The sequence below is a fragment of the Epibacterium sp. Ofav1-8 genome (assembly GCF_022348185.1).
Lineage (GTDB): Bacteria > Pseudomonadota > Alphaproteobacteria > Rhodobacterales > Rhodobacteraceae > Epibacterium.
This window is the reverse complement of record NZ_JAKRFD010000005.1, coordinates 298,821-311,466: the sequence shown is the minus strand read 5'-3', so window position 1 is coordinate 311,466 and position 12,646 is coordinate 298,821. Positions and strand designations below refer to the sequence as shown.

Here is a 12,646-nt window from a genome sequence, read left to right as displayed (position 1 = left end):
AGCGCGGGTCAAAAGAGATCGTCCGTTTTGTTCGGTTTGCGGCTGAGCGGACATTCGCCCCGACCTCCCCGGTCATGGTGCCGAGTCCTGCCGAAACAAGCAGCACAAATCCGGCAGAATTCGCCTAGTCGAGGTTCATTGCACGCATCATGGTCTCAATTTTCGGCACATCCTCCGGGTTGTTCAATTCCCAGAACTCCCGGCCCCGCGCTTCGACTTCGACGCAGAGGATGCGCCGGCCATTCTCCAGAAACCGCAGCTGCTCCAATCCCTCGAGGGTTTCCAGCGGCCCCACCGACCAGGACGGATAACTGCGCAGCGCCTCCGGGCGATAGGCATAGACCCCGACATGATGGAACACCGGTGTCGCATCCGCGTCCGCGTAGCTGCTGGAGGTATAGGGGATCACCTCCTTGGAAAAATACAGGGCGCTCTGATCGCTTGCAAAGACTGCGGTGGTCCCGCCAACGCGTCCCGCCTTGCGATCCGCCAGCAGGCTGTTCAGCGCCGAACCGTCGCAACGCAGGACCGGTGTCGCCAGCCCCATATCCGGTGCGGTGCGCAACCCGGCGACCAGTTCCTCGACAAACCAATGTGGTGTCAGAGGGGCATCCCCCTGCAAATTCACCACGATCTCGTAGCCATCCCCAAGCGCCGCATGTGCTTCGGCACAGCGCTCGGTGCCGTTGGCGCACTCTGGCGCGGTCATCACGACCTCCGCGCCAAAGCTATCTGCGTGTTGTCTGATCCTGTCGTCATCAGTCGCCACAACCACGCGATCAACGCCGGCCACCCCTTGCGCCGCCCGCCAGGAGCGTTCGATCAGCGTGCGCTTCTTCCCGGTCGCCCCTGTCAGCTCTGCCAGCGGCTTGCCGGGATACCGCGTCGATGCGTAGCGTGCCGGAATAACGATCAGAACGGACATTCAGGCCTCTTTCAGCTCAACGGCGGGCGCGTAGGCGATAAAGAATGGGTTTGCGTACCCCTCTTTGCCGTAGACCAGCGGGCTGTGATCATCAAAGCGGACCACCTTGCCGCCCGCACCGCTGAGGACGGCATGTCCCGCCGCGGTATCCCACTCCATGGTGCGCCCCACGCGGGGATATAGATCCGCCTCTCCGGTTGCGATCAGACAGAACTTCAGCGACGAGCCTGCGCTTTTCATGTCCTTGACGTTGTATTTGTTGATGTAGTCGTCAGTGGCCTGGTCGCGGTGCGATTTCGAGGCCACCACCATCAGCGCCGCATTGTCGCTGTCCGCCACACGGAGAGCGGAGGTCTCTCCCACCACATCCTGTGCAAAGGGGCCTTTCTCCTCGACTGATGTGCCATCGGCAAGCGTGTAGAACATCCGCGCGCGCGCCGGAGCATAGACCACCCCGCGCGTCGGGATGCCCGCTTCGACATAGGCGATGTTGACGGTGAAATCACCGCGACGGTTGATGAATTCCTTGGTCCCGTCCAGCGGATCGACGATCAGGAAGGTATCCCCCTTGGCGCTGTGCGACTCGGCCTGCTCCTCCGTCACCAGCATCACACCGGGGAAGGCGGCGCGCAGCCCGGCGGAAATCAGGGCATCTGCCGCTTCATCCGCTTCGGTCACCGGACTGTCGTCGGATTTGACTTTCACATCGAAGTCATCGGCGTTGTAGATCTCCATGATCTTGTCCCCGGCCTCCAGCGCAAGGCGCCGCATCACCACGACCAGTTCGTCATAATTCACTGCAAAAACTCCCAAAGACCCACAAGTTGCCACAAAGATTTGCGTTCCTTATGCTCGCATCGCAATGGATCGGCAAGAAATCCGTGCAACAATGAGCAACGCACTGCTGAAATTGAGGCCATGTTCCAGTATCGCAAAGACAGATCCGCGCTGTCCCGCGCCATAACCCTGGGTGAAGTCGTCTTCCACTCGGTGGTGCGCAGTGTGCGGTCAAAGCACAACAACGCCTTCATGGCGTTGGCGCTGAACATCGTGCAGGCGGTGATGTTCGTGATGTTCTTCTATTTCATGTTCTCCGTGCTTGGCATGCGCGGTGGCGCCATCCGGGGCGATTTCCTGCTTTATATGATGTCGGGCGTGTTCCTGTTCATGACCCACACAAAGACCGTCGGGGCGGTGGTTGGGGCCGAGGGCGCGTCCAGCCCGATGATGCAGCATGCGCCGATGAACACCACCATCGCCATCCTGTCGGCAGCCATCGGCGCGCTCTATCTGCAGGTGCTGTCGATGCTGATCATCCTGTTTGCCTATCACGTGGCCTTCACCCCGATCCACATTGAGGAACCCATTCCCGCCTTTGGAATGCTGCTTCTCTCCTGGGCCTCCGGCGCGGCGATCGGACTGGTGCTCTATGTATTGAAACCCTGGCTGCCGGGCGCGATCGGGATCATCTCGACGATCTACCAAAGATCAAACATGCTGTTCTCGGGCAAGATGGTGCTGGCCAACTCTCTGCCCGGATACATGCTGCCGATGTTCATCTGGAACCCGCTGTTTCACACCATCGACCAGGCGCGCGGCTATATCTTCATCAACTACAACCCCCATGTCACCTGGTGGGAATATGCCGCATGGCTGGCGCTCATCTTCTTTGTGCTGGGTCTCATGGGTGAATTCTACACCCGCCGCGCCGTCTCTCTCAGCTGGAGCGCACGGCGCTGATGCAGTGCCCGCCCTCAGGTGACGACCCGCAGCGTGAGGTTCACCCGACCGCCTTTTGGCAACAAGCGGGAAGAGCGGAATCGGATGCGATCAACCCCGTGATAGGCAAGGCGCGCATCGCCGCCCATCACCACCACATCGCCTGAGTTCAGCCAGATCGATTCCGTCTTTTCCTTGCGCGCGGTCCCGCCCATGCGCAGCAGCCCGTCATCTCCCAGGGAAATCGACACCACGGGATAGGAGAAATCAGCCTCGTCCTTGTCCTGGTGCAACCCCATGCGCGCGCCCTCGCCGTAGTAGTTGAACAGACAGCAATCCGGCATGCGGTCCCGGTCCACCAGATCCGTCCAGACCCTCAGGACATCGGAGGGAATTTCCGGCCAAGCCTGTCCGGACGGATGCTGCTCGATATAGCGGTATCCGCTCTTGTCGCTGTACCATCCAAACCGCCCCGCCGAGGTCATGCGCACCGACATCTGTCCGCCCCCTGGCACGTCGGGTGAAAACAGGGGCGCGGCGCGCAACACCGGGCGCAGGGCGTGAATCAGCGCCTGCTGCGCCTCCACCGACAGAAATCCCTTGTGAATCTCGAATCCGCGCACCTTCAGCCGTGCCATTTACCCAATCTTTACTCTGTTTGCCGCAAAAGCGCTCAGAATTGCCTATGACGGGGCAATGACGCGGTTGCAGGGGTGATTTTCGCTCCCTATATACGCCGGGAAGCGGTTGGATGCAGATCCTACCGCAACTGAATCGGGGCCGGAATGCCAAAACGGGTTTCGGCTTCGGGTAATCGCCTTGTGAAGTAAAAGGGATCGAACACAATGAGCAAAGTGATCGGGATCGACCTCGGTACCACCAACTCCTGCGTTGCCATCATGGACGGCTCTCAGCCGCGTGTGATTGAGAACGCAGAAGGTGCACGCACCACCCCTTCCATCGTCGCCTTCACCGATGAAGAGCGCCTTGTTGGCCAGCCGGCAAAACGCCAGGCCGTGACCAACCCGGACAACACCATTTTTGGTGTGAAGCGCCTCATCGGTCGCCGGTTCGACGACAGTGACCTCGCCAAGGACAAGAAGAACCTGCCCTTCGCCGTGATCGACGGCGGCAACGGCGACGCCTGGGTGGAAGCCAAGACCGAGAAATACTCCCCCTCCCAGATTTCCGCCTTCATCCTCGGCAAGATGAAGGAAACCGCCGAAAGCTATCTCGGCGATGAAGTGACCCAGGCGGTCATTACCGTTCCGGCCTACTTCAACGACGCTCAGCGTCAGGCCACCAAGGACGCCGGCAAGATTGCGGGCCTCGAAGTGCTGCGCATCATCAACGAGCCGACCGCGGCTGCGCTGGCCTATGGCCTCGACAAGGCCGACACCCAGACCATCGCGGTCTATGACCTTGGTGGTGGTACCTTCGACGTCACCATCCTCGAAATCGACGACGGCCTGTTCGAAGTGAAATCCACCAACGGGGACACCTTCCTCGGTGGTGAAGACTTCGACATGCGCATCGTGAACTACCTCGCGGATGAGTTCAAAAAAGAGCATGGCGTCGATCTCACCAAGGACAAGATGGCGTTGCAGCGCCTGAAAGAGGCCGCCGAGAAAGCCAAGATCGAGCTGTCCTCCTCGTCCCAGACCGAGATCAACCAGCCGTTCATCTCGATGGATTCGTCCACCGGCCAGCCTCTCCACATGGTGATGAAGCTGACCCGTGCGAAGCTGGAGACCCTCGTTGGCGACCTGATCAAGAACTCGATGAAGCCCTGCCAGGCCGCGCTGAAGGATGCCGGTCTCTCCGCCTCGGACATCGACGAGGTGGTTCTGGTCGGCGGTATGACCCGCATGCCCAAGGTCATCGAAGAGGTGACCAAATTCTTCGGCAAGGAGCCGCACAAGGGTGTGAACCCTGATGAGGTGGTTGCCATGGGTGCCGCCATTCAGGCCGGCGTTCTGCAAGGTGACGTGAAGGACGTTGTCCTGCTCGACGTGACCCCGCTGTCCCTGGGCATCGAAACCCTCGGTGGCGTGTTCACCCGCCTGATCGACCGCAACACCACCATCCCGACGAAGAAGTCCCAGGTCTTCTCCACCGCCGAGGACAACCAGAACGCCGTGACCATTCGCGTGTTCCAGGGTGAGCGCGAGATGGCATCGGACAACAAGATGCTTGGTCAGTTCAACCTTGAGGACATCCCGCCGGCGCCGCGCGGCATGCCGCAGATCGAAGTGACCTTCGACATCGACGCCAACGGCATCGTTTCCGTGTCCGCCAAGGACAAAGGCACCGGCAAGGAACAGAAGATCACCATCCAGGCTTCCGGCGGCCTGTCGGACGATGACATCGAAAAGATGGTCAAGGACGCCGAGGACAACGCCGAGGCGGACAAGGAGCGCCGCGAGCTGATCGAGGCGCGCAACCAGGCCGAAAGCCTGATCCATTCGACCGAGAAATCGATCGAGGATCACGGCGACAAGGTGGACCCGTCCACCATCGAGGCGATCGAACTGGCAATCGCCGCGCTCAAGGACGACCTCGAAGGCGACAAGGCCAACGCCGAAAAGATCAAATCCGGCATTCAGAACGTCACCGAAGCGGCGATGCGTCTGGGTGAAGCGATCTACAAGGCGCAGGCTGACGAAGGTGGCGAGGCGGAGGATCCATCCGCTGCAGCCGACGAGTCGGCCGCAGGCCCCGGCGATGATGACATCGTGGATGCCGAGTTCGAGGATCTGGACGACAACAAGCGCTAAGGCTGCACCTTGGCCAAAGGTGGGCCGGTCCGATCCCGGACCGGCCCTCTTTCGTTGAGGCAGAAGGGATTTTCCGATGTCAAAACGTGACTATTACGAGGTGCTCGGGGTCTCTAAAGGGGCCAGCGCCGACGAGATCAAGAAAGGCTTTCGCAAGAAAGCCAAGGAACTGCACCCGGACCGCAACACCGACAATCCGGATGCGGAAGCGCAGTTCAAGGAAGCCAACGAGGCCTATGACGTCCTGAAGGACCCGGAGCGCAAGGCCGCCTATGACCGCTACGGCCATGCCGCCTTTGAAAACGGCATGGGCGGCGGTGGTGCGCGCGGCGGTGGCCATCCGGGTGGTGACTTTTCCTCCGCCTTCTCGGATGTTTTTGATGACCTCTTCGGCGACTTCATGGGCGGCGGACGCGGTGGTGGCGGGCGTCAGCGCGCCACCCGGGGCGCCGATCTGCGCTACAATCTGCGCCTGTCGCTTGAGGAGGCCTTCTCCGGCCTGCACAAGACCATCAATGTGCCAACCTCCGTCAGCTGTACCGCCTGCGAGGGCACCGGTGCCGAAGGCGGGGTCGAACCGACCACCTGCCCGACCTGCTCCGGCATGGGCAAGGTGCGTGCGCAGCAGGGCTTCTTCACCGTTGAACGCACCTGCCCGACCTGTTCGGGCCTGGGTCAGATCATCAAGAACCCCTGCAAGGTCTGCCACGGCCATGGCCGGGTGGAAAAGGATCGCTCGCTGTCGGTGAACATCCCGGCTGGCGTGGAAACCGGCACCCGCATTCGTCTTGCCGGCGAAGGTGAGGCCGGCCTGCGCGGTGGTCCCCCGGGCGATCTCTATATCTTTATCGAGGTCACGCGGCACGAGCTGTTTGAACGCGAAGGCAACAACCTGCATTGCCGGGTTCCGGTCTCCATGGCCAAAGCGGCTTTGGGCGGGGCGATCGAGGTTCCGACCATCGACGGTGGCCGGGGCCGCGTGCAAATCCCGGAGGGCAGCCAGTCCGGTCGCCAAATGCGCCTGCGCGGCAAGGGGATGCCGGCGCTCCGCGGCGGCGGCACCGGTGACATGTTCATCGAACTCGCGGTGGAAACCCCCGTGAACCTCACCGCGCGCCAGAAGGAGATCCTGAAGGAGTTTGACGAGATTTCAGAGGAAAACACCAACCCTGAAACCCGCAGCTTCTTCTCATCGGTCAAAAGCTTCTGGGATGGCATGAAGGGCTGATCTTGGTCCACCCGACGGGCGCAAGCCCGTCTCAACCTGTAAAACGCCCTTCGGGGCGTTTTTCTTTTTGGTAGCCTTACGGTTTCGCCACCACACGTTAACACCTCACTAACCAAGATGCCCGCACCCTAGCGACATGGGAAAATCGGGTCGTTTCGAAGAACAGATGCTGCCTCTCTTTGAGGAGCGCGATGCCCCCCTCGCCGCCACGCTGCCGCAGGGGGGGCGCCTTCCTTCCTATATCAAGGACCACCGCTCCCGCCTGCGGGCGCGTTTCATGGCCGGGGGCGCCACCGCCATTCCCGATTACGAGCTTCTGGAGTTGATCCTGTTCCGGTCCATCCCGCGCCAGGATGTAAAACCACTGGCGCGCCAGCTTCTGGACCACTTCGGCGACTTCAACCGTGTAATCACCGCCTCCCCCGAACGTCTCGGCGACGTACAGGGCGTCGGCCAAGCGGTGATCTGCGACCTCAAGATCCTGGAAGCTGCCGCCCAGCGCATGGCCCGCGCCCGGGTGATGCAGCGACAGGTGATCTCCAGTTGGGACGCGCTTCTGGACTATTGCCACACCGCCATGGCCCATCGCGAAACCGAACAGTTCCGGGTGCTCTACCTCGACCGCAAAAACGCTCTGATCGCCGATGAGGAGCAGGCGCGCGGCACGGTCGACCACGTGCCGGTCTATCCGCGCGAAGTTGCAAAACGGGCGCTGGAACTCAATTCCAGCGCCCTGATCCTGGTCCACAACCACCCCTCCGGCGACCCCACGCCATCGCAGTCGGATATTGCCATGACCCGCAAGGTGGAGGCCGCGCTTGAGGCCCTGGGCGTCACCCTGCACGATCACCTCATCATCGGCGCCTCGCAGGAGCTGTCCTTTCGCGCCGAGGGCCTGCTGTGCTGAGCCCCGGCGCGGAACCCTGTCATTCCCCAGCCTCAAGGGCGCGGCGCACAACACCTGCCGCGGGCAGAAGCCCAACCTCCGTCTCAACCGGCGCCGCCGTATGGTTGAACCAGAACTCCTCCGTTGCGGTGCGGCGGGTGCGCACCCCGTCCGGCAGGCGTCGCATGGTCAGACCCGCCGCCGCCCCGACCTGGGCAATCAGGCGATCCAGAGCTTCTGCATCGAGCCATCCTCCGCAGTAGATCTGCTCTCCGTTGCGCATCACCACCGGCGCCCCGGCGGCGGTGCACAGAAGGACCTCCGCATCGCCTTCCAGTTCCTCCAGATACCGCGTGGCGGCGCCGCCCACAGCCAGCGGCACAGGCATATCCGGACGCAAGCTCTCCACCCTCGACACGATGACATCCAGCCCCGGCAAGGCGGGGGGCAGAGGCGCGGTCGGAATGTTGAAATGCGCATCCCGTGCCCCGGTGCGCGGCCCGTAGAGCACGTCACCTTCGCAATCCGCCAGAGCAGCTTTCAGATCTTCGGGCATATGCATCAAACCCGGCGCAAGGATCAGATCATAACCGCCGAACTCCCGCGCGGTCGCGGGCAATATGTCGATGCTCAACCCTGCGCGGCGCAACGCCTTGTAGTGATCAAGGACCAGGCCAAAATAGCTCAGCCCGGCGCCATGTGGCTGCGTCGACCACGCCCAGTCCGCATCATAGTCGAACAGGAGGGCGACGGGGGCCTGCGCAGGCTGAACCATCGGCGCGGTTTGAATCTCCTCTGCCACCTGACGGGCTTCGGCAGCCGCCGGCGCCTCCTCGCTGTCCGGACGCAGGAGACCAGCATGCATCTGCTCCTGGGCAAAGGGCGCTTGTCGCCAGCGAAAGTAGCACACGGCCTCTGCGCCATGTGCAAAGGCTTCCCAGGACCAGAGCCGGACCATGCCGGGCAGAGGCGCAGGGTTATAGGGCGCCCAGTTCACAGGCCCCGGTTGCTGCTCCATCACCCACCAACGGCCGCGCCCCACGGCGCGATAGAGGTCATGATGCAAGGCCTGAAAATCCGGATCTCCCTGCCGCGCATAGGCGCGTTGCTCCTGCGGTGTCGCGCCAACGCGATCTTCGAGAAAGCCCAGCGGATAGCTGTCCCATGTCGCGATTTCCAGATCCTCGCCCAGCTTGAAATGGTCGAAATCCGTAATACGCCCCATGTAGTTATGCGATATCGGCGCGTCCGAGAACTGCTTGATGATCTCGACCTGCGCCCGATTGAAGGCAACAACCAGATCCGAACTGAACCGCTTGAAGGCCAGCACATGTGCCGGATTGGGTTCCGTAACGGTGAGATTGGGCAATCCGATGTCGGAAAAGTCACGGTAGTCCATCGACCAGAAGACATTGCCCCAGGCAGCGTTCAACGCGGATATGTCCCCGTCGAACCGATCCCGCAGCCAGTCCCGAAACGCTACCCGCGCCGCTTCGGAATAACTCAGGGTGGTGTCGTGACATCCGTACTCATTGTCGGTCTGCCACGCCGCCACATGGGGATTGGCGCCATAGCGCTCTGCCATCAGTCGGGTGATCCGCTGGCTTTCGGCAAAATACCCTCTGTGGCTGAAACAATAATGGCGGCGGGAACCGAACCCACGCGGATGCCCGTCAGCATCAACCGCAAACATGTCCGGATACCGGTCCGCCATCCAGCGCGGTGGCGTGGCCGTCGGCGTGCCCAGCACAACCCGCAGCCCATGCCGGCCCAGCACGTCAATGGCGCGGTCGAGCCAGTCCCACTGCAACTGGCCGGGCGATGGTTCCAGTTTTGCCCAGGAAAATTCCCCGATGCGCACCCAGCTGAGCCCCATGTCAGCCATGCGCTTCGCGTCTTGGGTCCATATCTCCTCGGGCCAGTGTTCGGGATAGTAGCAGGTGCCCAGGCTTCGCTTCATGTCATCCTCACAAAATGACCTTGTGTTCATACTGACCGATTGCGCCCGTCAGGGCACAATAGGTCTGGCCGGCGTTTGGGTCGTCCACCCCTTCGGCCGCCGTCGTGATAAAGAGGGTCGACAGGTCTGCGCCGCCAAAGGCCGGACAGGAGCATTGAGGTGTCGACACCTGAACAGTCTCTAACAAGGCGCCTTCGGGACTATAACAGGCCACGCGGCCAGCACCCCACTGCGCGTTCCAGAGGTGTCCAGACCTGTCCACGACGGCCCCATCAACTCCGAAATCTTCCCCGCTGGCATCAACGAAGACATCCGGCTCACCCTCCGGCCAGCCGTCCGCCGCAGCCAGAGGCTGACGCATGATGCGCCCCGCCTTGGTGTCTGCGTAATAGGCGCAGCTTGCATCCGGGGCAAAGCAGATCGCATTCGAGATCGTCACATGCGGCACCAGCTTGCGCAGCTCCCCGCGATAGAAGCGATAGATCGCCCCTGCGCCCGGTTCTGCATTGAACCCCATGGTCCCAATCCAAAAGCCGCCCCAAGGGTCAGCCCGGCCGTCGTTGGACCGGGTCAGCGGATTGTCGGCCTCCAGCGCACAGATCAGATCGCGCTCTTGCGAACGCAGGTCAAAACGCCAGAGCCCGGTTTCACTGGCGATCAGCAAGGCATCGTGGTCCAGCCAGCCCGCCGCCGACACACATTCCTCGAACTGCCAGATACGGTCCTCGGTGTCCTCGACAGTAATGAGACGCTTGCCCAAGATATCGAACCAGAACAGTTGCTGCCGTTCCGGGTGCCAGAGCGGCCCTTCCCCCAAAGTACACCGGTGGGAACTGAAGACCTCCGCCACCGTCATACCGACACCGCATCATAGGCCGAGACCATGTCCCGGGCTCTGGCGGCGATGTCGGCAATGCTCCGCCCGGGTTTGTAGAGGTTGGACCCGATCCCGAACCCGGTGATCCCGGCGGCTTTCCAGTCGGCAAAATTCTCCGGCCCGACACCACCGACGGCAAAGGTTTGCGTCTGTGTGGGCAAGACGGCCTTGACCGCCGCAAAGCCATCAATCCCCAGCTTGAAGGCCGGGAAGAATTTCAGGCCATCCGCACCGGCGCGCAGGGCGCTGAAGGCTTCGGTCGGTGTAAACACTCCTGGAAAGGACAGCATCCCGGCCGCCTTTGTGGCGGCAATCACATCCGGATTGCAATCGGGCGACACCACCAGCTTCGCCCCGATCTCCTGCAACCGCAGAACATCGGCACGGTCCAGGACAGTGCCCGCGCCGACCTGGGCGTGGCCGGTGGTATAGGCGACCATCCGCGCGATGCTGTCGAAGGGATCGGGCGAGTTGAGCGGCACCTCGATCTGGGTGATGCCCGCCTCCAGCAGGGCATCCGTTACCGGGAGCGCTTCTTCCGGCGTCAGTCCGCGCAGGATTGCGATGATGTTGCGGCTCATGGTCTGTTCCTCATGTCATTTGCGCGCGTGCAGCGCCCAATCCGGCAAGCGTGACCTGCTCGGCGTCGAGCACCCGTGCCTCGGCGTTCTCGATCGCCAGCGCTGTGGCATAGGCCTGCGCGATGTCGCTTTCACCCACCAGAATCGTGGTCTTCCCCTGCCAGAGGGGACGCATGCCCGAGACTTCGAGACCCAGCAGCAGCCCCGATGCCCGGGACCTGGCCTCCACCGGGTCGAGATCGGTCAGCAGCGCTTCGGCGCGCAGACCAAACAACAGATTGCCAAGCAGCTGCGGTGACTGGCTGCCGGCACGGCATCCGGCCTCAAATGCGGCGCTATTCCAGCTGTCCTTCGCCAGAGTATGGCGCAGAACAGAGGATGCACTGAGCAGCTGAAACAGCTCGCCCGTCAGAAAGGTCGAGAATTGTCTGATTTCGCCATCCTCGACCAGAACCCATTTGGTGTGGGTCCCGGGCAGGCAGATCACGCCCGACAGGCCGGGAGACAGCGCCAGGACCCCCGCAATCTGTGTCTCTTCCCCACGCATGACGTCGGCGGGATGAAGCTGTTTCACCCCCGACAGGACATGCACCTCGATCCGCGGATCGGATGTCTCAACGCGGGTTGCGGTGTCAAACCCCGGCGGCGCGCAGGGGGCTTGGAGATAGGGGGCCTCGCACCATCCCTGGCGCGAGCCAACCATGCCGCAACAGAGGACATTCAGCGTCCGTCCAGACTCGATATAAGGCTCTAACAAGACCAATAGGGTCTTTTCATAGTCTTCACGCGCCAGACTCGCCATACCCTTGTCAGAGTCGATGCGGCGCAGGGGGCGACCGTTCTCCCCCATGGGCCACAGACGCAGATGAGAGGTGCCCCAGTCCACAGCGACCCAGGCGGCGCTGATATTGGTGTGATCCGTCATCCGGACACCACGACACCGCCATCGACCACCAGCGCCTGACCGGAGATCATGCGGCTGGACTTCGATGCCAGAAAGAGCGTCGACTCGACGATGTCCTGTGGCGCGAGGTGATCCTTGAGACACTGGCGTTCGAGATGAGCCGCCAGCCCCTCGGGCGTCGCCCATTTGTCGAGCTGCTTTTCAGTCAGGACCCATCCAGGTGCGAGCGCGTTGACGCGGATGCGATCAGGTCCGAATTCGCGCGCAAGGCTGCGAGTCATGCCATTGATGCCGGAGTTTGCGGTCGTGTAGGCGGGATACCCGCTGTTGCCCATCATGTAGCTGATCGAGGTGAAGTTCACGATAGCCCCGCCGCCGAGCTGTTGCATCCCCGGCACCACTGCCTGGCAGGCAAAGAAATAGGCCTTGAGGTTCACCGCCTGCGACCAGTCCCAGAACGCCTCATCGACGTCCAAGGTCGCGTGGCGTTGGTCGTTGGCCGCATTGTTCACCAGGATGCCAACGGGGCCATGCGCGTCTGCCGCCTGGGCAATCGCGGCCTGAAGCGCCGAAATATCGGTGATGTCACACTGAATGAACAGCGGTCGGGTTCCGGTCTCGGCGGCCATCCGCTCGACAAACTCACTTGCGTCGGATCGCCCGACAAAGGCCACCCTGGCCCCTTGCCGCAGAAATCCCTCGGTCAGGGCCGCGCCGATACCGGACCCACCGCCAGTGATGAAGACGGAGGCGCCCTCCAGATCGTGAAAAGTTGCGTTCAGATCCATG

12 protein-coding genes are annotated in these 12,646 nt (G+C 62.1%); 4 read left to right on the top strand and 8 right to left on the bottom strand.

Translation table 11 applies throughout. From position 1 onward, the window contains the following. Positions 1-124: 124 nt before the first annotated feature. A complete protein-coding gene (locus MHM97_RS10675) occupies positions 125-925 on the bottom strand; it encodes a 3-deoxy-manno-octulosonate cytidylyltransferase (RefSeq protein ID WP_239322351.1) in 801 nt (266 codons plus the stop codon). Continuing rightward, on the bottom strand, positions 926-1,723 hold the full coding sequence (gene cysQ, locus MHM97_RS10670) for a 3'(2'),5'-bisphosphate nucleotidase CysQ (RefSeq protein WP_239322350.1): 798 nt from the start codon (positions 1,721-1,723) through the stop codon (positions 926-928). Positions 1,724-1,843: 120 nt separating this feature from the next. On the opposite strand from cysQ, the gene MHM97_RS10665 reads away from it, so the two are divergent. Continuing rightward, the gene (locus MHM97_RS10665) at positions 1,844-2,665 is read left to right on the top strand and encodes an ABC transporter permease (RefSeq protein WP_239322349.1); all 822 of its coding nucleotides are present in this window, start codon (positions 1,844-1,846) and stop codon (positions 2,663-2,665) included. A 14-nt stretch (positions 2,666-2,679) separates the two neighbouring features. Here the strand turns inward: MHM97_RS10665 and MHM97_RS10660 are convergent, their stop codons facing one another. Then, positions 2,680-3,282, bottom strand: coding sequence for an alpha-ketoglutarate-dependent dioxygenase AlkB family protein (locus MHM97_RS10660; RefSeq protein WP_239322348.1), 603 nt, complete (start codon positions 3,280-3,282; stop codon positions 2,680-2,682). A 207-nt stretch (positions 3,283-3,489) separates the two neighbouring features. Between MHM97_RS10660 and dnaK the strand changes: the two genes are divergently transcribed. From dnaK to radC, 3 genes are all read left to right on the top strand, one after another. After that, the gene (gene dnaK / locus MHM97_RS10655) at positions 3,490-5,421 is read left to right on the top strand and encodes a molecular chaperone DnaK (RefSeq protein WP_239322347.1); all 1,932 of its coding nucleotides are present in this window, start codon (positions 3,490-3,492) and stop codon (positions 5,419-5,421) included. A gap of 76 nt (positions 5,422-5,497) precedes the next feature. Then, positions 5,498-6,649 carry a molecular chaperone DnaJ gene (gene dnaJ, locus MHM97_RS10650; protein ID WP_239322346.1) on the top strand — a complete coding sequence of 384 codons (1,152 nt, stop codon included), beginning with the start codon at positions 5,498-5,500 and terminating at the stop codon, positions 6,647-6,649. A gap of 136 nt (positions 6,650-6,785) precedes the next feature. Next, positions 6,786-7,556, top strand: coding sequence for a RadC family protein (gene radC / locus MHM97_RS10645; protein WP_239322345.1), 771 nt, complete (start codon positions 6,786-6,788; stop codon positions 7,554-7,556). 19 nt (positions 7,557-7,575) lie between these two features. Here radC and MHM97_RS10640 read toward each other — a convergent pair whose 3' ends face one another. Genes MHM97_RS10640 through MHM97_RS10620 form a run of 5 tightly spaced genes read right to left on the bottom strand, consistent with a single transcriptional unit; the run spans position 7,576 to position 12,645 of the window. Continuing rightward, entirely contained in the window at positions 7,576-9,495 is a 1,920-nt protein-coding gene (locus tag MHM97_RS10640; protein ID WP_239322344.1) for a beta-galactosidase, read from the bottom strand. A 7-nt stretch (positions 9,496-9,502) separates the two neighbouring features. After that, entirely contained in the window at positions 9,503-10,351 is an 849-nt protein-coding gene (locus tag MHM97_RS10635) for an SMP-30/gluconolactonase/LRE family protein (protein WP_239322343.1), read from the bottom strand. Next, positions 10,348-10,953, bottom strand: a complete 606-nt coding sequence (locus tag MHM97_RS10630; protein ID WP_239322342.1) for a 2-dehydro-3-deoxy-6-phosphogalactonate aldolase — start codon at positions 10,951-10,953, stop codon at positions 10,348-10,350. Before MHM97_RS10630 ends, MHM97_RS10635 begins: the two co-directional genes overlap by 4 nt. Before the next feature lie 10 nt (positions 10,954-10,963). After that, positions 10,964-11,878: a 2-dehydro-3-deoxygalactonokinase gene (locus tag MHM97_RS10625; RefSeq protein WP_239322341.1), complete on the bottom strand. Its 915-nt coding sequence runs from the start codon at positions 11,876-11,878 to the stop codon at positions 10,964-10,966. Beyond that, entirely contained in the window at positions 11,875-12,645 is a 771-nt protein-coding gene (locus MHM97_RS10620; protein ID WP_239322340.1) for an SDR family NAD(P)-dependent oxidoreductase, read from the bottom strand. Before MHM97_RS10620 ends, MHM97_RS10625 begins: the two co-directional genes overlap by 4 nt. Position 12,646: the final 1 nt, after the last annotated feature.

Bases quoted from the DNA above. Each gene is read 5' to 3' on its own strand.
- radC (WP_239322345.1), top strand. From the start codon at position 6,786: ATGGGAAAATCGGGTCGTTTCGAAGAACAGATGCTGCCTCTCTTTGAG.
- MHM97_RS10635 (WP_239322343.1), bottom strand. From the start codon at position 10,351: ATGACGGTGGCGGAGGTCTTCAGTTCCCACCGGTGTACTTTGGGGGAA.
- MHM97_RS10640 (WP_239322344.1), bottom strand. From the start codon at position 9,495: ATGAAGCGAAGCCTGGGCACCTGCTACTATCCCGAACACTGGCCCGAG.
- MHM97_RS10665 (WP_239322349.1), top strand. From the start codon at position 1,844: ATGTTCCAGTATCGCAAAGACAGATCCGCGCTGTCCCGCGCCATAACC.
- MHM97_RS10660 (WP_239322348.1), bottom strand. From the start codon at position 3,282: ATGGCACGGCTGAAGGTGCGCGGATTCGAGATTCACAAGGGATTTCTG.
- MHM97_RS10630 (WP_239322342.1), bottom strand. From the start codon at position 10,953: ATGAGCCGCAACATCATCGCAATCCTGCGCGGACTGACGCCGGAAGAA.
- dnaJ (WP_239322346.1), top strand. From the start codon at position 5,498: ATGTCAAAACGTGACTATTACGAGGTGCTCGGGGTCTCTAAAGGGGCC.
- MHM97_RS10620 (WP_239322340.1), bottom strand. From the start codon at position 12,645: ATGGATCTGAACGCAACTTTTCACGATCTGGAGGGCGCCTCCGTCTTC.
- dnaK (WP_239322347.1), top strand. From the start codon at position 3,490: ATGAGCAAAGTGATCGGGATCGACCTCGGTACCACCAACTCCTGCGTT.
- MHM97_RS10675 (WP_239322351.1), bottom strand. From the start codon at position 925: ATGTCCGTTCTGATCGTTATTCCGGCACGCTACGCATCGACGCGGTAT.
- MHM97_RS10625 (WP_239322341.1), bottom strand. From the start codon at position 11,878: ATGACGGATCACACCAATATCAGCGCCGCCTGGGTCGCTGTGGACTGG.